The 19689-nt window shown below is 42.1% G+C and carries 17 protein-coding genes; 10 read left to right on the top strand and 7 right to left on the bottom strand.

Translation table 11 applies throughout. The annotated features are described in order from the left end of the window. Nucleotides 1–17 precede the first annotated feature (17 nt). Nucleotides 18–1355: a serine hydrolase domain-containing protein gene (locus tag BFS30_RS24175; RefSeq protein ID WP_083252217.1), complete on the top strand. Its 1338-nt coding sequence runs from the start codon at nucleotides 18–20 to the stop codon at nucleotides 1353–1355. 103 nt (nucleotides 1356–1458) lie between these two features. Here the strand turns inward: BFS30_RS24175 and BFS30_RS24170 are convergent, their stop codons facing one another. Further along, a complete protein-coding gene (locus BFS30_RS24170; RefSeq protein WP_069381646.1) occupies nucleotides 1459–3153 on the bottom strand; it encodes a patatin-like phospholipase family protein in 1695 nt (564 codons plus the stop codon). A gap of 112 nt (nucleotides 3154–3265) precedes the next feature. Here BFS30_RS24170 and BFS30_RS24165 point away from each other — a divergent pair, with 112 nt between their 5' ends. The 6 genes from BFS30_RS24165 to BFS30_RS24140 all read left to right on the top strand — a co-directional run bounded on the left by BFS30_RS24165 (nucleotide 3266) and on the right by BFS30_RS24140 (nucleotide 8908). After that, nucleotides 3266–3847 (top strand): Crp/Fnr family transcriptional regulator, encoded by a 582-nt coding sequence (locus tag BFS30_RS24165; protein ID WP_069381645.1) that lies wholly within the window; start codon nucleotides 3266–3268, stop codon nucleotides 3845–3847. 75 nt (nucleotides 3848–3922) lie between these two features. Next, nucleotides 3923–4378 (top strand): MoaF-related domain-containing protein, encoded by a 456-nt coding sequence (locus tag BFS30_RS24160; RefSeq protein WP_157263026.1) that lies wholly within the window; start codon nucleotides 3923–3925, stop codon nucleotides 4376–4378. A gap of 5 nt (nucleotides 4379–4383) precedes the next feature. Beyond that, nucleotides 4384–5016, top strand: a complete 633-nt coding sequence (locus tag BFS30_RS24155; protein ID WP_208603004.1) for a DsbA family protein — start codon at nucleotides 4384–4386, stop codon at nucleotides 5014–5016. An 88-nt stretch (nucleotides 5017–5104) separates the two neighbouring features. Further along, nucleotides 5105–5944, top strand: coding sequence for an MBL fold metallo-hydrolase (locus BFS30_RS24150; RefSeq protein ID WP_157263025.1), 840 nt, complete (start codon nucleotides 5105–5107; stop codon nucleotides 5942–5944). A gap of 266 nt (nucleotides 5945–6210) precedes the next feature. Next, nucleotides 6211–7572, top strand: a complete 1362-nt coding sequence (locus BFS30_RS24145) for an ankyrin repeat domain-containing protein (protein ID WP_069381644.1) — start codon at nucleotides 6211–6213, stop codon at nucleotides 7570–7572. A 19-nt stretch (nucleotides 7573–7591) separates the two neighbouring features. Then, nucleotides 7592–8908 carry a short-chain dehydrogenase gene (locus BFS30_RS24140; protein ID WP_069381643.1) on the top strand — a complete coding sequence of 439 codons (1317 nt, stop codon included), beginning with the start codon at nucleotides 7592–7594 and terminating at the stop codon, nucleotides 8906–8908. A gap of 210 nt (nucleotides 8909–9118) precedes the next feature. Here BFS30_RS24140 and BFS30_RS24135 read toward each other — a convergent pair whose 3' ends face one another. From BFS30_RS24135 to BFS30_RS24115, 5 genes are all read right to left on the bottom strand, one after another. Continuing rightward, nucleotides 9119–10807, bottom strand: coding sequence for a Na+/H+ antiporter (locus tag BFS30_RS24135; protein WP_237028653.1), 1689 nt, complete (start codon nucleotides 10805–10807; stop codon nucleotides 9119–9121). Beyond that, entirely contained in the window at nucleotides 10737–12509 is a 1773-nt protein-coding gene (locus BFS30_RS24130; RefSeq protein WP_237028652.1) for an ABC transporter ATP-binding protein, read from the bottom strand. Before BFS30_RS24130 ends, BFS30_RS24135 begins: the two co-directional genes overlap by 71 nt. Nucleotides 12510–12593: 84 nt before the next feature. Then, nucleotides 12594–13019 carry an organic hydroperoxide resistance protein gene (locus BFS30_RS24125; RefSeq protein WP_069381641.1) on the bottom strand — a complete coding sequence of 142 codons (426 nt, stop codon included), beginning with the start codon at nucleotides 13017–13019 and terminating at the stop codon, nucleotides 12594–12596. A 33-nt stretch (nucleotides 13020–13052) separates the two neighbouring features. Then, complete coding sequence (locus BFS30_RS24120; protein WP_069381640.1) at nucleotides 13053–13484, bottom strand: MarR family winged helix-turn-helix transcriptional regulator; 432 nt, start codon at nucleotides 13482–13484, stop codon at nucleotides 13053–13055. 110 nt (nucleotides 13485–13594) lie between these two features. After that, nucleotides 13595–14125, bottom strand: coding sequence for a DUF4269 domain-containing protein (locus BFS30_RS24115; RefSeq protein WP_069381639.1), 531 nt, complete (start codon nucleotides 14123–14125; stop codon nucleotides 13595–13597). A 160-nt stretch (nucleotides 14126–14285) separates the two neighbouring features. Between BFS30_RS24115 and BFS30_RS24110 the strand changes: the two genes are divergently transcribed. Beyond that, on the top strand, nucleotides 14286–14699 hold the full coding sequence (locus tag BFS30_RS24110) for a DUF1348 family protein (protein WP_069381638.1): 414 nt from the start codon (nucleotides 14286–14288) through the stop codon (nucleotides 14697–14699). Here BFS30_RS24110 and BFS30_RS24105 read toward each other — a convergent pair. Then, on the bottom strand, nucleotides 14696–17092 hold the full coding sequence (locus BFS30_RS24105; protein ID WP_069381637.1) for an outer membrane beta-barrel family protein: 2397 nt from the start codon (nucleotides 17090–17092) through the stop codon (nucleotides 14696–14698). The two genes, BFS30_RS24110 and BFS30_RS24105, sit on opposite strands and share 4 nt — an antisense overlap. 125 nt (nucleotides 17093–17217) lie before the next feature. Between BFS30_RS24105 and BFS30_RS24100 the strand changes: the two genes are divergently transcribed. Beyond that, the gene (locus tag BFS30_RS24100; protein WP_069381636.1) at nucleotides 17218–18882 is read left to right on the top strand and encodes a histidine kinase; all 1665 of its coding nucleotides are present in this window, start codon (nucleotides 17218–17220) and stop codon (nucleotides 18880–18882) included. Beyond that, nucleotides 18879–19580 (top strand): LytR/AlgR family response regulator transcription factor, encoded by a 702-nt coding sequence (locus BFS30_RS24095; protein WP_069381635.1) that lies wholly within the window; start codon nucleotides 18879–18881, stop codon nucleotides 19578–19580. The genes BFS30_RS24100 and BFS30_RS24095 overlap by 4 nt, the downstream gene beginning before the upstream one ends. Nucleotides 19581–19689 lie beyond the last annotated feature (109 nt).

Genomic DNA, 19689 nt, shown 5'->3' with positions numbered 1-19689 from the left:
CACATCAATATATCAAAATGAACTATAACCTCTTAAACAACAGGATTGTCAGATCGGTCTTATTGTTAATATTGAACATTACGCCATTAACTACCATGACTGCAGTAGCGCAGGAAAACGTCAGCCAGAAAGGTTTAGACCAATCGCGCCTGATAAAGATAGATGAAATGATTCAGCGGCAACTGGCAGGACAACACATTGCCGGTGCAACCGCATTAATTCTTAAAAATGGAAAGGTAGTGTATCAAAAAGCCTTTGGTTATGCGGATGTAGAAACAGGCAGAACTATGAAAACGGACGATATTTTCCGCATTGCTTCTCAATCCAAGGCCCTGACCAGCCTGGGAGTGATGATGCTTTGGGAAGAGGGTAAATTCCTGCTGGATGATCCTTTATCTAAGTATGTTCCTGCTTTTAAATCACCTGGTGTGTTGTTGTCTTATGATGCGCAAAAAGGAACTTATACGACCAGGCCTGCAAGTCGTGAAATCAGTATTCGCGACTTGCTGAGACACACCTCAGGTATTGCTTATCCAGCTGTGTTCAGCGATCCGGTAATGTGGCGTATTTATGAACGTGCCGGAGTACCTTCAGGAATTGGGACGACGAAATCCACACTTAAGGAGAAAATGGAATTGCTGGCCAAAATGCCTTTACAACACGATCCAGGTGTAGCTTTTACGTATGGGCTCAACATTGATCTGTTAGGTTATCTGATTGAAATATGGAGTGGACAGCCATTGGATGTCTTTATGGAAAACAGAATTTTCAGACCATTGGAAATGAAAGATACTTATTTTCACCTTCCCAAAGAAAAACACAGCCGTTTGGTGAGTTTGTATGAGCGTGTACAGGAAGAAAATCAATTGACCGGGAGCCTGATTAAGGTAAAGCACCCCTTGTACGAAGGAGTAGATGCAGATTTTCCAAGGCTTCAGGGAACTTATCTTTCTGGTGGAGCTGGGTTAAGTTCTACAACGGCTGATATGGCCAATTTTTATATGCTTTATCTGAATAAAGGGGTTTTTAAAGGCAAAAGGCTGATTGGTACTAAAACTATCGGGCTGATGCTCAGGAATCAATTAGGTGATCAGGTAAAAATTTCGGCAATGCCGGCCCAGTCAGAAAATTTTCAGTTCGGCTTAGGAGGATTTGCACTGGAAACCGAGAAAAATGATTATTTGTCGGCATTAAGTATAGGCTCATTTGGTTGGGGAGGAGCTTTTAATACGCATGGCTGGGCAGACCCTAAAGAAGGGCTCATTGCCTTACTTTTTACTCAGGAATACCTTTCTCCATATTTTAGTATTGGAGAAGAGTTTCAGGTAGCAGTTTATCAGGCCATCAACCAATAAGGTATAGCAATTCCGGAGAAATTCGACAGCGCCGGTATTTTACAGATAAAATCTGTATTTGCTGACGGTTTCTGTTGAATTTCTCCGGATTACTGAAGCGTTCTTAATTGTCTTGTTCGGGTAACAATTTCCAGGTCACCAGGTCTCTCTTAATTTTTTTAATCACCGCATTGGAAAGTACCCTGTTTAACACAATTTTAGCACCTGCCCAGATCAGAAATTTACTGGAGCCACTGAGGTCAGCCAGGTTCAATAATATAGCTTGTATACGGTCTTTTAGTCTGGATTTGTATTGGTCGATATCCTTTTCTTCCAGGATAGGCCAGCTTCCTCCGGATTTAAACTTCAGCTGAGGAAAGCTATAATCAGTCGTTTCTGCAAATATGGGAATGATCTGATATCCGTCATCTTTAGTGGATTTAAAGCGCGCCCGATCTGCATTTGCATAACCTTGTCTGAAGATCTCGTTTTCCTCCAATGCGCTTTCCGGAATGGTAAAGTAATCTCTGAGAAAAATTTTACAGTTGTGCCTGCCCAGGAAATAGTCGTGCACCCTGAATTCTTTATTTAAAAAACCACCAAAACCATTTAAAGTCCCACAGGCAATCGCGAGCTCTCCGGTTACATTGACCATTTCTCCTTCAGGGCCGTTTACGAATCTGGAAGGAGCGATGAGGAATTGTGCCGCACAGCTTTTACTTAAAGCATCAGATATTTCCACGGGTTTTGAGCGCATCTGATTGATCATAGAGCTTAGCGTAAGCCCCATTACATTCATCAAGCCCTGAAATTTAGAGATAGGCTTCGGTTTTTGAGTAGGAAAAGGTTCAATCATCACTACTGTTGAGGTGAAGGTGCTGAAATCCCTATAAGCTTTGGCTTCCTGTCCGGTAAGTTCAAAGAGCACATCACGCACTTTTTCGAATGGTTCATTATTGATCAGTCCACCGTCCACATTCAGGCTTTCATAATTGCCCGGATCTACCGGGTTATTGCTCAGGTATTTTTTTAACCAGAGGTTGGCATTTACATAAGACGCATCTCTGCTGAATAATCTTGATTTCAGGCCCACAGGAAAAGCACCGGTAGCGATTGCAGCATCTCTGGCCATATCCACATTGATGTTGTCTTTGAGGTTTAGGGGCACCCAGCCGCCATTGGAACCCAGAATTTCTGTTTCTGTCAGCTCAAAACAAGCATAGTCATTATGAATAGACATATGGTATTTTCTGGTCTGCGGTTTATCGGGTCCAAAATCTGCAGTGTATTCAAAGCCCTGCAGGTTGGTCAACGTGCTGAATATCTTCAATCCCGGTTTAATATAGCCGGGGAGGGGCAACCATTTTGTTTTGTCGGCTTCTGTGGTAACCACCCTCTGGGCAATTTCATCAATAAAGGCGGAATTCAGACCAGAGGTTAATCCTCCGGATTTAATGTCCGAAGTATCCAGCATTTTGTCCAGTACATCACCCTGACTTAGATCTACCCAGGTATGGTAAAACTTGTTTTCAGGATGCTCAGCAAGAAGATTTTCTGAAGGTTTATCGATAGGGGTATGTGGGCTGTTGAGCACTGTAGTGGTCAGGATGCTGGTCATACCTCCGGCTGAAGCACCTCCCATGACGGGAATCTGCACTTTATGAACAGGAACACCTGGTTCATTTTTTCTTTTTTCCCATTCTCCAAGCGCTTCGAGCAGGTAGTCCATGACACCAGCCGTATAAGAACCTGCGGATACCGCACCTGCCATGCAAAGGCCTAAATAAAAGGTGTTTTCGTTTGAATTTTCGGATGACATAATTTGAAAAAAAGGGATGATTAATGATTGTAAATTAAACAAAAATGGCAGGTAAATGTTCTCTTATTTATCATTCTATATTATTTATTCCAATCGCCGTATATTAGCTGGCATGTCCGAGTTACTCCATAAACATATCGAAAAACACCTGCCGGTTACCGACGAGGAATTCCAACAGTTTTTAGCCCCTTTTTACCAACGTAAAGTAGAACGGAAGCAGTTTCTTTTAAAGGCAGGAGAGGTCTGTAAGTTTGAAGGTTTCGTTACCAAGGGTTGTTTAAGGGTATATTACCTGGATGAACAGGGACAGGAACGGATTCTATATTTTGCAGTAGAAGACTGGTGGGTAACCGATATTGATAGTTTCACCAATAATATCCCCTCGATCTTAAACATAGAAGCGCTCGAAGACAGCGAAGTATTACTCATCACCCAACCTTATAAGGAAGCGTTATATGAGCAACTTCCTTTTGTAGAGAAGCTGTTCCGTATCATGACACAGAAGACGCATGTTGCCCTGCAGAGAAGAATGATTTCTGCATTGGGTAAGACTGCTGACGAGCGTTATCTGGAGTTCATCGAAAAATATCCTCAGCTGGAACAACGACTCACTCAATTACAGGTGGCTTCCTATCTGGGGATTACCCATGAGTTCCTGAGTAAGATCAGAAAAAAGCTGGCCAGACAACGGTAAATTTCTTTTTTGAACTAGTTCAACTTTTTCCGGGTTCTGGTGTTCTAATTTTGCCTTCCTAATCTTCAATGACTTATGAAAGCAAATACACGATTTAATCGAAACCAAAGGATGCTGATCATCTCCGGAATTTCTGCACTCTTGTTTTTTCAGGCTTGTGCCGGGAACGGAGGGACTGCAGATAAGCAGGCTGCGGCTATTGATTCTGCCTATGCATTGATCGGTAAATCCGGAAAGATTACCTATACCGACTTTACCGCTGAAGTGGCGTATTTAAACGACAGCACGGTGCACTGGACCGCAATCGATAAAACAGGTAAAACCAATCAGGGTACCGAAAAGATTTCTTATAAGCAGTTGAACGATCATCTTTATTTTCTGAACTGGATTGAGCAGGACGGGCTAACGGTAAGCCAGGTGATCAATACTAAAGAAGGAGAGGTGGACGCTTTTCTCAGTTATAAAGATGAAAAATCTACAGCTGGCAGAGCAGCACAGTTTCTGAAAGGAAAGTTTGAATTTAAAAAATAGAAATAATGAAATTAATATATGTGATGGATCCGCTTTGCGGATGGTGTTATGGAAATTATAAAAATACCCTTCAGACTGCTGAAAAGTATAAAGGCCAGATAGATTTTGAGCTGACCCCGGCAGGAATGTGGGCTGGGCATAATGTCCGAAGGCAAAGTAAACAGATGGCCGGTTATTTTATTAAGCATGATCAGCAGATCGCCAGTCTGACAGGAACTGCCTTTGGAGAAGCTTATTTTCAGTTTATTCATCAGGAGGAGGTAGTGCTGGACAGCGAGATTCCTTCCAGGGCAATTGTGACTGTACAACAGTTCTGGCCGGAAAAAAATGTGGTTTTTGCCGCTGCAGTCCAGAAAGAAAGATATTTCTTTGGTAAAGACCTGAATGATGATGTCACCTATAGGGCAATTCTGGGTGGCCTCGGTATGGAACCTGTGGAATTCTTCAAACATTTTCACAGTCCGGAAATGAAAGCGGCTACTCAGGCAGCCTTTGCTAAAGCATCAGATTATGCCATGTCTTATCCAACCTTATTATTGGATACCGGAAATGAACTGGTACTGATAGAACAAGGTTATTCGTCTTTCGAAGAAATTACCAGTCGGATTGAAAGCCAGCTGGCGTTGAAAACCATTTAAAATTTATTCACAACAACTAATGATCATGAAAAAAACATCATATACACTGTTATCAACCTCTATTTTATTCATCTCAATTTTGTTAAATATGAATGCAACAGCTCAAACATTTAAATCTATTGAAGGCGGGGCGTTAAGGCTTAACGTTTACCATGCCGCCGAAACCAGCTTCGGCGTAGCCTCAGTGATCGTCAGCGGCCAGACCGATGCGGTACTGATCGATGCGCAGTTTACGCTTTCTGATGCAAAGCGCGTAGCGGAGGAAATCAAAGCCAGCGGAAAAAATTTAACCGCAATTTATGTCAGCTATGCCGATCCTGATTTTTACTTCGGTCTGGAGGTTTTTAAAAGCTACTTCCCGTCGGTAACGGTATATGCCACGGAGACAACGATTGAACGCATTAAACAAACTGCACAGAAAAAGCTGGATGTCTGGGGCCCTCAACTGGCGGAAAATGGAACCAAAAATGTGGTTTTGCCACAGCTGTTGAAAGGAAATGGCCTGGAACTGGAAGGAAATAAGCTGGAGATCGTTAACGTAGAAGGTGCTGCGCATCGTGCTTTTGTATGGATCCCATCCATTAAAGCGGTAGTAGGTGGCATCAATATCTTTGGATCGGGGTTCCATTTGTGGCTGGCAGATGATGCTACAGCAGAAAAACGTGAGCAATGGTTAACCGCATTGGATAAGATCGAAGCACTTAAACCTGCAATTATTATTCCGGCACACTTTGGTGAGGCTGCTGCTTTAAATATAGAGTCGTTGAAATATGACCGTGCTTATATCAAAGCTTATGCTGATGCATTGACTAAAGTAAAAACTTCTGCGGAGCTGATTGAGCTGATGAAAAAACAATATCCTGCTGCAACTTTTGATATTGCCCTTCAACTGGGTGCAAAAGTAAATACAGGTGAGATGAAATGGTGATAGAAAAACAGTGGCTTACCAGATGAAGTAACTGATTTTTTACGGAATAACCGGACTGAGAAAATACTCAGTTTTCCAGATTTGTTAATAAAGCCCCGATTGGTAAAATATCGGGGCTTTCCGCTTTTAATTGATTTAAAAGCGATGCGCTTATCAATTAACGACCCTCATTTACAGGTTATGCCCGGGCTTTTAGAAGTTGACAGGAAGGCCGCGGATTAATTCTGCTTTCTCATCTGGTAATTTTCTCTAAATTCACATTTATTATGAATAAACGCTTTCTATGTCTTTTTCTCCTGGCCGCTGTATCGTTTAGCGACGTTTTTGCGCAGGGTGGCCCCCTGATTGAAAAGATGTTTTTGAACGTACGTGAAAGAAAATATGAACCGGTAAAAAAGTACATTAGTGCCGGGAAGAACCTTAACCTCAGGGCTAAAGGAAATTTCAGAGGTGGTTTAAAGAAGGACGATAAAGACTATTCCAATCTGGACTGGACCTTGTTGATGCTGGTCTCAGAGCATAATAAAATAGACCTGGTGAAACAATTGATTGCCAGAAAGGCAGATCTGAACGCGAAAAACGGAGGTGGCCATACGGCGCTATTTCTGGCCTGTGCTTCAGATCATCCGGAGGTAGCCGCTTTATTGATCAACAATGGTGCTAAAGTAACTGAGGCCGGATCAGATCCCAATGGAATGACTGCATTGCAATGGGCTTTAAATTATGGAAGGAGTGACCTTGCTGCCCTGCTTCTGAAAAAAGGCGCAGAAGTAAACCGAAGTTCCACAAATTCAGGGGAAACCATACTGATGACGGCTTTGAAGAAAAAAGCAATAAGTGGAGCAGTAGTCAGTACTATCCTGGATAAAACGGCAGACCCCGACCAACAGAACGAAGCAGATGGGACGACCGCATTGATGTGGGCATGCCATGAGAATGATACCCTCTCCATCAAGAAGTTATTAAAGAGAAAAGTAGCTGTAAATGCCCTGTCTCATCGAAGAGAGAGTGCATTGTGTTATGCCGCAGCAAATAAGGGCCTTCCGGTCGCTGTAATGGAATTGCTGATTCGTGCGGGCGCGACTGTAAATCTGGGCGAAGATGGAGGTGTGAGCCCCCTGATTGCAGCTGTAAATAACGGAGACCTGATCAAGATTAAATTTTTAATCAGCAAATCTTCGGATGTGAATTATAAGAGTGAACGTTTTGATGGTGTATCTGCGCTTTCCGCGGCAGTGAAAACAGGAAACTATGAAATAACGGAATACCTGATCAGGAATGGGGCGGATGTAAACCTGACCAATAATTATGGTGCTGGTATATTGCTGGAAGCAGCATCGAATCCGAAGAACCTAAAAATTGTGCAACTGCTGATTGCTAAAGGCGCAACAATAGACCTGGCCGATAAAACAGGCAAAACCCCGCTGATGCGTAGCATTGAAAATAATCGCTACGAGATCGCGATGTTTCTGATCTCCAGAGGAGCAAATACCACCGTGAAAGACCAATACGGTTATACCCCTAAAATTCTGGCTGCAGAAACGATGAAAAGGACCGGCGATAAACGTTGGAATCCTTTCATCAACCAAAAGGTCCTGCCCGTAGACGCCATCAGCAAATCAAACTGATGCTAAAATGAAATTTGAAATGAAAAAATACCTCTGCCTGTTTATGATAGGGCTGCAATGGAGCTGTTCCAGTGAACAAACAGACCAGATCCTGTTGGAAAAAGATCGTGTTGAACTTGCAAAGAGCCTGACTTCAGATAAAATTATTGTCTGGAAGTTTGGAAAAATTGGATTGCGTGCAGCAGGAGTACAGGATACCACCATGCCTGAATATCAGAAACATTCCAGAGAATTACAGTCGGTCTCCAGGAGTCTTTCCGGGATCGATCCGAAAAAGAAAGAGCTTTCCATAACAGAGATGGTTCTTTTGTACCGTGATTACCGGAATATTAAAAGCTTTGTCGTGGAAACCGATGAAGATATCTTTCCTCCTTTGATGGACGGAATCAATGCTGTGTATGCTGAGCCTGTGGAAAAGCAAAATCTGGTAAAACAGGCGGTAAAACGCAGTGAAGCGGATAAAATTTTCCTGCAGAATATGGAACATGCTATTTTGAGTATGCTGGTATTGGCTACAAGGGATTTAGGTGTGGAAATTTCTCTTTATGAATGCAGTAAAACCCAGCCAGATAAATTACCTGATAGTGAAATGAAAACCTTACTTCAGTTTGTCCGTGGTTTTCTCTTCTTTTCCAACCGGTTTTATTATTTATCAGAAGATGAGATGGGTAGCAACATCAAATGGCTGGAAAAAAATAAAGGTATTGATCTCCCATATACCAGAGCATTTTTTAATTGGGGAAAGCTGAATAATGAGCAGACCAATGTCGCTTTTCACAGTCTTAACCATCTGTTCAGAGGCTTTGACCGCCTGATGATGAAACGGGATATTGATGAAGAGCGTGCACTGGATGATTTCGAAGCCTTCCTCGCTGATGCGCATAAATTGGGTTTACAGACTGAACTGGTTTGGAGTATTGAAAGTTATGTGGCAATAAAAAGACGAAGAAATGATCAGGCTATTGCTGCGCTGACTAAACTAAAGGCCAGTCCGCTGCTCTCTGATAGTGAAAAGAAATCCATTGAAGAGTCTATCGGCTACCTTAAAGAGCGGGATCCCGATGCAAAACTAAATGGCATTTATGATAAAGTTTTTATCAGTAAGATCGGTACGAGGTATATGATGGCAACCCTTGCTAAAATTGATTGGAGAAAGCTGATGAAAGAAAATAAGGTGAGCCATACTGATGAGATTTTTGCCACCATAGACCGGTTCAAAACCCTGAGTGCCGAAATGGAAAAAATGACCAGCCAGAAGAATATTACCGATCAGGGTAAAGGGTTAAAAGAAAAAGGAAACCAACTTTTGGATAAAGTATCAGACTTTTTAAAGTAAGCATTCTTTTTATTCATAAGTGCCTCTCCTGAAACGAACCTTACGCTGGAAGATTTTTTTGGTTGTTAAAGCAGTATTATCCTTTTCAATTGAAAGGACTACCTTATAAGGAATGGAGAAAACCGGATAATTACTTTAGACATCTTGATATCTCTATATCATATATTATATCTGTCCGGAAACAGATCCCGGACAGTTGTAAATGATTTCTTAGTGTTTATAAAAACGTGCTTCTTCCAGATCCAGGCTACTTTCCATATCCCTGAGCACCTCATCATCATATTGTTTTGTTGCACGCAGTTTATTTAATTCCATTCTTCTGAAGGCGGTGAGGTCGAGCATTATTTTTTTGTAAAGCTTTCTTACTGAAGCCACCTGCTGTTTCTGCTCGGTAACGGTCTGTTCGGTAGCCCTGATGCTGCGCTCCATCTGCTCTTTAATTCTGGCTATGGTTTCAAAATCAGCCATTTCTTTGCTGTATTTACGATCCATATGTAAAACGGTCTCTTTGGCAATCAACAGGTGAATGGCTTCCTTCTGCTGATCAAAAGGAATATGATCATCTATTTCTTCCACTTTTAATAATTTCAGGAAGATCGGAAGTGTCAATCCCTGAAATACCAGGGTAACCAGAATGACAATAAAAGTGATGAACAAGATCAGGTTACGGTGAGGAAAAGCGGCTCCGTTAGTCAGGGTTAAGGGAATGGCCAAAGCGGATGCCAGGGACACTACGCCGCGCATACCTGCCCAACCGATGATAAATGGAAGTTTGAAACCCGGACTCTTCTCGTTCTTCCTGATTTTCGGGCTCAGCAATCTGGGGATAAAAGTTACCAGGTAAACGAGAATAATACGGGCTACAATGACAATTACACTAATCATCAATGCATAATGGATGGATTCTTTGATCGAATAACCTTCCAACCCTGCTACAATAACCGGCAATTCCAGTCCGATGAGGATAAAAACAAAGCCGTTGAGCAAAAAGCCTACCGTCGCCCATACTTCCTTGGTTTGCATACGTGTATGGTAGTTTAGGAAATCATTGGAACGAAAGGAAAGAAACAATCCACCGCTAACCACTGCCAGAACACCGGACCAGTGAAATTGCTCTGCAACAATATACATGAGGTAAGGAGCAATCAGCGTAATGGGAGTAGTAATGCTGGATGATTTTGCCCAGTAACGAAGTACGAGATAAAGGATATGTGCAATCGTCAACCCTACAAATACGCCCATTACTGCCAGAACGATAAAATCTGTGGCTGCTTTCTGAAATACAAATTGTCCGGTAAGGATACAGGCCAATGCAAAGCGGAATACCGTTAAGGATGCGGCATCATTGACGAGACTTTCTCCTTCAAGCATGGTGAGTCCTCGTTTTGGCATGCTGACACCCTTTAATACCGAGGTTGCTGCCACCGCATCCGGTGGAGAGATGATGCCACCCAGCAGGAAGCCCAGGGCAAGTGTAAAACCCGGGATAATGCTGACCGAGAAATAGGCGATGGCCACGGAAGTGATGAGTACCAGCCCAAAACCGAGCAGAAGTATGGATCTTTTCCATTTCCAGAACTCATTCCATGAGGTGTACCAGGCCGCTTCAAATAGTAAAGGGGGAAGGAAGATCAGAAATACAATGTCAGGATTAACATTTATCGGAGGAATGCCCGGAATGAAGCTGATCCCCAATCCGCCGATCACAAGGAAAATAGGATAAGATATTTTCCAGCGTTGGCTTAGCAGATAAAGTAGTGCCATTGCAAAAAACAAGGCAAGGATCAGGAGTAAATTGGCATGTATCATTTGACAAAAATAGAAAAAATCACTTCCTTTCTCCAACCTGTTGCCGCCACATGGCGTAGTAAAGTCCTTTTTGTTCCAGTAACTCTTCATGAGAACCAGCTTCAGAGATCTTACCTTTTTCCAGTACATGGATCATATCAGCATGCATAATCGTAGATAAACGATGGGCAATAACAATGGTGATGCGGTCCTGGCTCATGGACAAATCACGGATGGTGCTGGTGATTTCTTCTTCTGTCAGAGAATCGAGCGCAGAGGTTGCTTCATCAAAGATGAGTAGTCTTGGGTTTCTCAATAGCGCCCTTGCAATGGAAATCCTTTGTTTTTCTCCGCCTGATAATTTCAAACCACCTTCACCAAGCAGGGTATCAATTCCCTTCTCCGATTTTTCCAGCAGTTTGGTACAGGAAGCTTTGTTTAATGCATCCAGCAGCTCTTCCTCTGTTGCAGTTCCTTTTACGAATAAGAGGTTCTCCCTGATGGTGCCCGCAAACAATTGGGTATCCTGTGTGACAAAACCAATCTGACGGCGAAGTTCATTATAACTGATTTCCTTTGCATTGAATTCATTGAACAGGATGGAACCCGATACCGGGCGATACAGCCCGACCAGCAGCTTAACCAAGGTGGATTTTCCAGATCCGGAAGGACCAACAAAGGCAATGGTTTCTCCACTGTTGACATGGAAAGAGAGGTCGTCGATGGCATTGCTTTGTGCTGTTTTATGACGAAAAACAACCCGGTCAAATGATAAGTTTTTTAGCGGGCCGGTTTTTTTAGGCGATTCTGGTTTCCGTTCGATTGGTTTCTGCATCAACTGATCAAAATTATGAACAGAGGCTTCTACTTCGCGGTAGCTAAGGATAATGTTTCCCAGGTCCTGTAAAGGTCCGAAAATGGAAGTAGAAATGAACTGCATGGTGATCAGCTCTCCGGTACTGAGTTTGTTGCGGAAGATCAGCCAGAGCAGGATAAACAGAATGGATTGTTTCAACAGGTTGAGTGTCGTGCCCTGAAGAAAAGAAAGTGTCCGGACCCTTTTGGTTTTCATCATCTCCAGGTCGTAGATATTCCGTGTTTGTATTTTTAACCTGCGGATTTCGGGAAAGGTTAAGCCCAGGCTCTTTACCAGTTCAATATTCCGGAGCGACTCGGTAATTACACCTGCCATCTTATTCGTTTCCCGATTGATCGACCTTTGTACCGTTTTAATCTTTTTACTCAACAAGCCTGTCAGAGATCCCAGAACCAGGATTCCGATGATAAATACCGGTACGAGCATCCAGTTTTTAGTAATGGAATACCAAATCAGAAACCCCATTCCGACGATGGAAGAAAAGAGAATATTGATGAAAGCGTTGATAAAACGTTCGGTATCTGTCTTTACTTTTTGCAGGATGGATAGGGTTTCTCCGCTATGACTTTCTTCAAATTCCTGAAAGGAGAGGCGCAGCGTTTGTTTCAGGCCGTCGTTAAAGATTTGCATACCAAATTGCTGTACGGCGAGCCGGGTATAATATTCCTGGAAAGCTTTGGCGATTCTTGCTGCAATGGCAATAGCAATAGCGATACCCAACCAGTAAAGCACCCCGTTTACCAGTTCCTGTTGGCTTTTATTACCGGGGTTTGTAGCATATTCATCAATGATTTTCCCGAAGATGATCGGATCAGTCAGGCTTAACAACTGAGCTACAGCTGCAAGAATAAGGGCCAGGACGACCCACCATTTTTGCTCTTTAAAATATTTCCACAGGATCGGCATAGGAGATGAGAAGAGGGTGTATGTGAACATACGAATTATTGTGCCAATAAAAAAGCCTGAGCGGCTTCCATAGAATCAGCTCAGGCCTTTATTTACGTTAAAAGCGAATGAAGATTAGTCGTTATTGCTGACACTTAACTCCACTTCAATATTTCCTCTTGTTGCGTTGGAATACGGACAGATCTGGTGGGCTTTCGCTACCAGTTCTTCTGCTTGCTGCTGATCCACACCGGGAATGTTTGCGGCTAATTTTACCGCCAGTCCAAATCCGCCGGTTTCATTCGGGCCAATGCTTACTTCTGCGCTTATTGTAGTCGTTCCTGTACTGATTTTAGCAGTTTTAATCACCAGATTTAACGCGCTGTCGAAACAGGCAGCATATCCGGCAGCAAACAATTGTTCCGGATTGGTATAACCATCCTGCGCGCCACCCAATGCCTTCGGCATGCGTACTTCCAGATCCAACACACCATCTGAACTTTTAACTTGTCCATTTCTTCCGCCAGTAGCAGTAGCTGCGGCTGTATACAATACTTTCATTTTATCTTTTTTATGGGTTTGTGTTATTCGTTTCTATTTATTTTCAGCGGTTACTGACAGGATTTGTTTCAATTGGTCCCGCAATTGAAAAAGTTGATCTTCATCCGTTGCCAGTGCATTTTTAATGGCATCCGGAATTGACTTTGCCTGTTTTTTTAATGCCGTCCCTTTTTTCGAAATTCTGATGTTGACGACCCTTTCATCTGCTTCCGAGCGGTTCCTGGTCAGCAATTCGTTTTCTTCCATTCGTTTTAACAATGGGGTAAGAGTTCCGCTATCCAGCCATAACAATTTGCCCAGTTGTTTTACGGTAACCGTTTCATGCTGCCAAAGTGCAAGCATAACCAGATATTGAGGATAAGTAAGGTCAATGGCTTCCAGATGAGGCCGGTATATCGCAGTGATTTGTCTGGATAAGGCATATATTGGAAAACACAATTGATTTTCAAGTTTTAAACTTTCCATAGCTGTTTGTTTTGTTGTGTAAAATTAAGTTGTGTACAATTTAATTGCAAGCTATAATTTATAACATGACTTTTCTATGAGAGAAAACCTGAAGAATCCGGATGTTGGGCTTAGGCCGGATATAGTTTCAGTAATTCAAGATACGGATCGCCCTTAATTCCCAGGGCTTGTGCAAAGGCTGGTTCTGTTTTTAGTCCTTGTTTTTTCAGTTGAATAATATGCTGACGGAATTGTTCTCCATGAATGGAAAGCAGATTGTACTCCACATACATGTGAATGACAGCGGCCTGAGTTCTTGAAGGCTTGATCTGTCCGAAAATTTCTATGGGCCAATCGTTGATTACGAAATTTGCGATGACTGAGCTTTCATTATGGACAAAGCGTTCTTTCAATTGAAATTGATGGAATCCGGAGAAATGGAGTTTCAGATATTCCTGAAAATCCCGCCCATTCTGATAAGCGCAAATGATATCCAGATCGCTGCTTTCAATATCGATGTTGATGGGAACAGTTCCTGCAAGTATGGGATCAAAAGGAGTTAATATCTCCATGATCTGATGTTGCTGAAGCGTATGGTAAGCATGTCGCTGTCGTGGACTACCATTGGCCAGTTGTTCAATCGTATCAAATTTTGTAATCATTATGTTTTGCCCGTCAGAATAGGTTAAATGTACATTTTCCTTCCGTTTATGACAATTAGCTTCCTGATGAATCACTAATTATGATGCATGATATCATTTTTTATCGTTTTTAAAGCGCTTTTGCCTGTTATACTTTTGCCTTAAATCAAAGAACATCATTATGGAACAGAAACATCCGTTACCACCATTTACCTTCGAAACAGCGGTTCAAAAAGTTCAACTTGCCGAAGATGCCTGGAATTCACAGGATCCTGAAAAAGTATCTCTCGCTTATACGATAGATACCGTCTGGAGAAACCGTTCAACGTTTATAAATGGCCGCAGGGCGGTTCAGGAATTTCTGGAAACGAAATGGAAAAAAGAACTGAACTATAAACTTAAAAAAGAATTGTGGGCCTATACTGATAACAGGATTGCGGTGCGCTTTGAATACGAATGGCAAGACCAGCAGGGGCAATGGTTCCGGGCGTATGGAAATGAAAATTGGGAGTTTAATGAAAATGGCCTGATGGAAAAACGTTATGCCAGCATTAATGACCTCCCAATTGACGAGTCAGAGCGTAGGTTAGTTTAATTTCGATTTCCAGTCTTTGCCTGACGCACAGACTGGTTTTCTTTTGCATTAAAGCGATAGACAAAGCTTAGGCGATAACGTGCTGCATTTGGATTACTCAGCTGGTTTAAAACATAATCCTGTCCGCTGGTTACCGTGTTTGTCTTCCGGGTATTGAGCAGGTTTGTAGCATCTAAAATCAAACTTGCCTTATTTTCTAACAAGTTTTTAGTTAAACCCAGATCTATGAAATGGATGGCCCTTGTCCGGCTTTGTGCATTACTTTGTGCTCCGGTAAAGTTGTATCTTCCCTGAAAGCTTAGTTGAGCCGGGAGTTTTACCTGTGCGCCCAGGCGGGTAGTCGAAGCACCTCCGGAGAAATTAAAATCCTGTGTGCCGGATTTGCCCTTCTGCTCAAACTGATAAAGATTTAGTTCCAGGTTCAGGGAGAGCATTTTGAGGGGATTGTACAAGAGGCTGACTTCAATCCCCCTTCTTACTTCCTGATCAATATTAACCACAGAGCTGATAAAAACACCTTTTGAATTTCGGTAAGTATAGTCCTGCAGAGGGTCTTTTACATATTGATAGTATAAAGATGGGTTAAAAGTTAAGGTTCCCCAATTTCGTAAAAAGCCAAGCTCAAATACATCCGAATAGGAGGGATTCAGATTGGGGTTGCCTATAAACTGAGCATTGAAATCAGTGAGTTCATTAAATGGATATAACAGACCTAAAGACGGACGGTTGATGCGTTTACTATAACTAAATTGTAACGCGCTGCCTTCTTTAAACTGGTAACTGGTATGAAAGGTCGGGAATAGACGGAGGTATTCTTTGTTGTTGTTAAACAGATTTCCAAGATCTTTAATCGTGATTTTTGTCGCTTCAGCACGTAAACCCAGTAAATAAGAAAATTTATTGATTTTGCTGCTAAACTGAGTGTAAGCACTTCCGATCAGCTCATTATAATCCATTTTATTGTCAATGTCATCAATAACACTCCAGGAATCGATAAGTTCTTCTTCCGCTTTAAAGTTCGTGGTGACCAGTCTGTTTTCCAGTTTTAATCCCAACTCCAGGTTTGATTTATTGTTCAGTGGCTGCAAGAGATCAGTTTGTATGAGAAAATCCTTGCTGGAGCCTATTGAACCGGTTCTGATCTTTGGTCTTGTCTCCATTACGGGGGAAAGTTTTGAGGTACTCAGCGCCCATTTTTTATCACTGTTCCAAAAATCATATTGCATATCCAGGGTCAGTTTTTTTCCGGCTTCTTTGAATGTTCGGGTGTAGTTAAACTCCAGCTGGTTGTAATTTCTGGACTCTTTAGATTCTCCCTTACGCTGGATGGTACTGTCGGAAGAAAGCGCATTGCGGTAATCATAATCTAATGATGTTTTATCATGGTCTTTAGTCGCATTTTTAAAGAAGGCTGCAGTAATGGTATTGCGTGCATTTATAAAATAATCGGCACCCAGATAGAACAATTTCCCGTCGTCATGGCGGTCCTCGTCCTGCTGCCGGTTCAGGTGTGTGGATGCGGACTGCTCTTTGATCGTTTGTCTGGAACTGTAAACGCCTTTATAATCCGTATTTCTAAGGCCAAAGGTGGAAAACAGGTTGATTTTGTCTGACTTATAATTCAGACTTGGCGTGATTCTGGAATCATTAGGCAAACCGGTAACCAGCCTTGCCTGTCCGTTAAATCCGGCATTTTTATTTTTTTTGAGAATGATATTGATAATACCCGCTGATCCCGCAGCATCATATCTGGAAGATGGATTGCTGATGACTTCAATCTTTTCAATATGATCAGCAGGGATTTGCTCCAGGGCATTGCTTTGGGTTAATCCGGAGCGGCGGCCATTGATCAATACCAGAACATTGCTGTTTCCTCTCAGGCTTACCGCTCCTGAGGGATTTACAGAGACAGAAGGGACGCTGTTCAGCAATTCAGTTACCGAACCGCTTTGCAGCAAAACATCTCTTCCAACCTCAAACACTTTTTTATCCAGTTTTAAACTGAGTGCGGATTTTTCACTGTTGATGTTCACTTCATTGAGCAGGTTTTTATCTTCTTCCAGCGACAAGATGCCAAGGTCAATCTTATTTTCAGCTGCAGTTATACTGATGGATTTAATCAGCGGCTGATACCCCATAAACCTGAATTCTATACGGAAATTGCCAAATGGCAACTCATCAATTTTAAATGCCCCTTGTTCGTTACTTATCGCTTTAGCAACTGGTTTGTCTGCCTGGTCTTTAATGCTAATGGTGACATAGCTGGTGGGCAGTTTGTGCTGATGGTCTGTTAGCCGGCCGCTAACTACTCCTTTGTTTTTTTCAGGAGATAACTGTTGTGCATTTGCATTGAAGCAAAGAAATGCAAGAAAGAGAAAGAGTCGTAGTTTCATGATTTATCCGATATATGCTGCAAGATTAATCTCCCGGATGCTTTCCTTAATGAGAAAACATGCGAACTGCTCTATGACCTTGTGTAATACACTTTTCTCTCCTATATTCATCTTAACTTTACCACATGTTCCGACTTACTATATTGATTACGCTTCTTCTGGCTTTATCCTCCTGTAAAAATAACGTCAGTTATGAGGTATCTGACCCGGTATATAAGCGTGGCGATAACCCGTCCTGGGCAGCAAAAGAATTCAATTCAAGAGGCTGGAGTCCGGAACGTGGGCAAACAGGAACGCAGGTTTTTTGGCTGAGGGCCAATGTTTCTTTAAACAGGTCAGAGATGATCGAACATTTAGGAATGGAGGTTCATATTTTTGGCGCTTTCGAGGTGTTCTGGGATGGACAGAAGATTGGAGAGAACGGAAAAATAGGTGCCGGAGTTACGGAGCAGCCTGGTACAGAAAGCAGTTGTTTTTTGATCCCGGATTCCCTTGCGAAAAATGGAACACATCTGGTGGCTTTAAGGCTTTCACAGTCTTACGAACAGGATACTGATCGCAGATTTGGAATAAAAATTGAATATTACCGGCAACTTTTAAGGAATCCATTGATTATCATGTCCTTTATGAACATGACGGCAGGTGCTTTTCTAATCGCTGCCATTTATTATTTCTTTCTGTTTATCAATAGTAACCGGAAGGAGTATGCGATACTGATTTTCTGTATCACCTGCTTTCTCTTTTTTGCCCTGTTGATTATAGAATACCTCAAATTTTATGTCTCCATTCCTTATACCCATTTTTACCTTCGGCTGGAGACGATTGGCTTTCTTACTTTTGCCATTTCGCTGTTGGTGCCACTCTATTTTACCATTCAGTTTTCTTCCAAAAGAAAATGGATATTGCTGGGGGTATTGCTGATTACATTGATTGCAACATATCTGCTTAATTTAAGGTCTTATGACCTCACCGCAATGTATTTCAGTTATGCGATGTGGCTGGCATCGATGACCGTGGTCCTCGATGCCTGTAGGCGTAAAGAAAAAGGAGGGGCAATTGTCTTGGCCGGACTGCTATGTAGCGGGATTGTGAATTATTTTCTGGTGTATGATTTTGGTTTGTTTATCAGCTTTGCAATTATTGTACTCTGTATGCTTTACCTGCATGCTATTCGCGCTAAGGAAGTGGAACGGGAACATCAAACGTCGTTGTTCTTATCCGCCAGGTTAAAGCTGGAATTAGTAAAGAAAAATATTCAGCCTCATTTTATTAAGAATACCCTAACCTCCCTGATGGATTGGGTGGAGGAATCGCCAAGGGAAGGGGCACTTTTTGTTCAGGCGCTGGCCGTTGAATTTGATATCCTTAACCAGATTGCAGATGCGACTTTAGTACCGGTAAGCAAGGAAATAGAGCTGTGCGAAGTCCATCTGAAGGTCATGCAGTTTCGTAAGGAAGTTAGCTATGACTGGACAACAACAAATATAGAACTATCCGATATGATTCCTCCGGCAATTATCCATACCGCCCTGGAAAATGGGATTACGCATAGTGCAGCACCCGAAGATGGAATTATTCGTTTTAATTTAAACTTTGAGCGGGCTGCACGTTTTAAAAAATATACTTTAACCACAACCGCCAAAAACAGGCCTATGAGAAAAGATAAAACATCTGGGACAGGTTTTCAATATATCCAGGCACGATTAACAGAAAGCTATGGTAGCCAATGGGAATTTAATTCTGCTGCTATACCAGGCGGCTGGCAAACAGAAATAAAAATTTATAAATGACGATATTAGTTGTTGAGGATGAGGGCCGGATTGCGGGAAGAATTGAACGCATGAGCCGTAATTTTTTTGGAATAAAACTCCAAAAAATACACATTTGTGAATCGATAGAGGAGGCCCTGTCTTTTTTAGAGAAAAACGACATTGAGGTATTGCTGCTCGATTTAAACCTAAATGGAAGAGATGGCTTCGAGCTTTTGAAATCAATGGTGTCAAAGTCTTTTCACACCATTATCATTTCTGCTTATACAGAAAAGGCCATCACCGCTTTTGAATATGGCGTTCTGGATTTTGTTGCCAAACCTTTTGATGAAGGCAGGTTGTCTCAGGCTTTCCAAAGAATCTCTGCAGCTCAGAATCAGGGGGAGAGCGGGCTTCGCTTTCTGGCTGTAAAAAGGTCCGGAAATATTGTCCTGATTGATGTTAATGAGCTCCTTTATATTAAGGGGGCTGGAATTTACACTGAATTACATTTAAAAAATGGAAGACAGGAACTTCATGATAAATCGCTGGAGAAGCTGGAACAATTACTCCCGGCTACTTTTGAAAGAATTCATAAATCTTATATTGTTCCCATAACGCCAGCCATGAAAATCACCGTCAGCCCGGGAAGTAAATATCACCTTTTACTTGAAAACGGAGAGACACTTCCGATCGGGAGAACCAGATATGCAGATTTAAAAGAGAGGTTATTTCATTAATTATCTCTGTTCAGGGTATTCATTTTATCACTGGGCCGGTAGCTATATTGTGACAGGCGAATAGAGGCTATTCTTTGGCGATCTTTTAAAATTAAGTAATTTTAAGCTA

This window comes from Pedobacter steynii (assembly GCF_001721645.1).
Classification (GTDB): Bacteria; Bacteroidota; Bacteroidia; order Sphingobacteriales; family Sphingobacteriaceae; genus Pedobacter; species Pedobacter steynii_A.
Note: the sequence above shows the minus strand (reverse complement) of the source record. Positions and strands in the feature narration are given on the sequence as shown.

Coding starts and splice junctions, on each gene's coding strand:
- BFS30_RS24175 (WP_083252217.1), top strand. CDS start 18: ATGAACTATAACCTCTTAAACAACAGGATTGTCAGATCGGTCTTATTG.
- BFS30_RS24170 (WP_069381646.1), bottom strand. CDS start 3,153: ATGTCATCCGAAAATTCAAACGAAAACACCTTTTATTTAGGCCTTTGC.
- BFS30_RS24165 (WP_069381645.1), top strand. CDS start 3,266: ATGTCCGAGTTACTCCATAAACATATCGAAAAACACCTGCCGGTTACC.
- BFS30_RS24160 (WP_157263026.1), top strand. CDS start 3,923: ATGAAAGCAAATACACGATTTAATCGAAACCAAAGGATGCTGATCATC.
- BFS30_RS24155 (WP_208603004.1), top strand. CDS start 4,384: ATGAAATTAATATATGTGATGGATCCGCTTTGCGGATGGTGTTATGGA.
- BFS30_RS24150 (WP_157263025.1), top strand. CDS start 5,105: ATGAATGCAACAGCTCAAACATTTAAATCTATTGAAGGCGGGGCGTTA.
- BFS30_RS24145 (WP_069381644.1), top strand. CDS start 6,211: ATGAATAAACGCTTTCTATGTCTTTTTCTCCTGGCCGCTGTATCGTTT.
- BFS30_RS24140 (WP_069381643.1), top strand. CDS start 7,592: ATGAAAAAATACCTCTGCCTGTTTATGATAGGGCTGCAATGGAGCTGT.
- BFS30_RS24135 (WP_237028653.1), bottom strand. CDS start 10,807: ATGAAGAGTTACTGGAACAAAAAGGACTTTACTACGCCATGTGGCGGC.
- BFS30_RS24130 (WP_237028652.1), bottom strand. CDS start 12,509: ATGTTCACATACACCCTCTTCTCATCTCCTATGCCGATCCTGTGGAAA.
- BFS30_RS24125 (WP_069381641.1), bottom strand. CDS start 13,019: ATGAAAGTATTGTATACAGCCGCAGCTACTGCTACTGGCGGAAGAAAT.
- BFS30_RS24120 (WP_069381640.1), bottom strand. CDS start 13,484: ATGGAAAGTTTAAAACTTGAAAATCAATTGTGTTTTCCAATATATGCC.
- BFS30_RS24115 (WP_069381639.1), bottom strand. CDS start 14,125: ATGATTACAAAATTTGATACGATTGAACAACTGGCCAATGGTAGTCCA.
- BFS30_RS24110 (WP_069381638.1), top strand. CDS start 14,286: ATGGAACAGAAACATCCGTTACCACCATTTACCTTCGAAACAGCGGTT.
- BFS30_RS24105 (WP_069381637.1), bottom strand. CDS start 17,092: ATGAAACTACGACTCTTTCTCTTTCTTGCATTTCTTTGCTTCAATGCA.
- BFS30_RS24100 (WP_069381636.1), top strand. CDS start 17,218: ATGTTCCGACTTACTATATTGATTACGCTTCTTCTGGCTTTATCCTCC.
- BFS30_RS24095 (WP_069381635.1), top strand. CDS start 18,879: ATGACGATATTAGTTGTTGAGGATGAGGGCCGGATTGCGGGAAGAATT.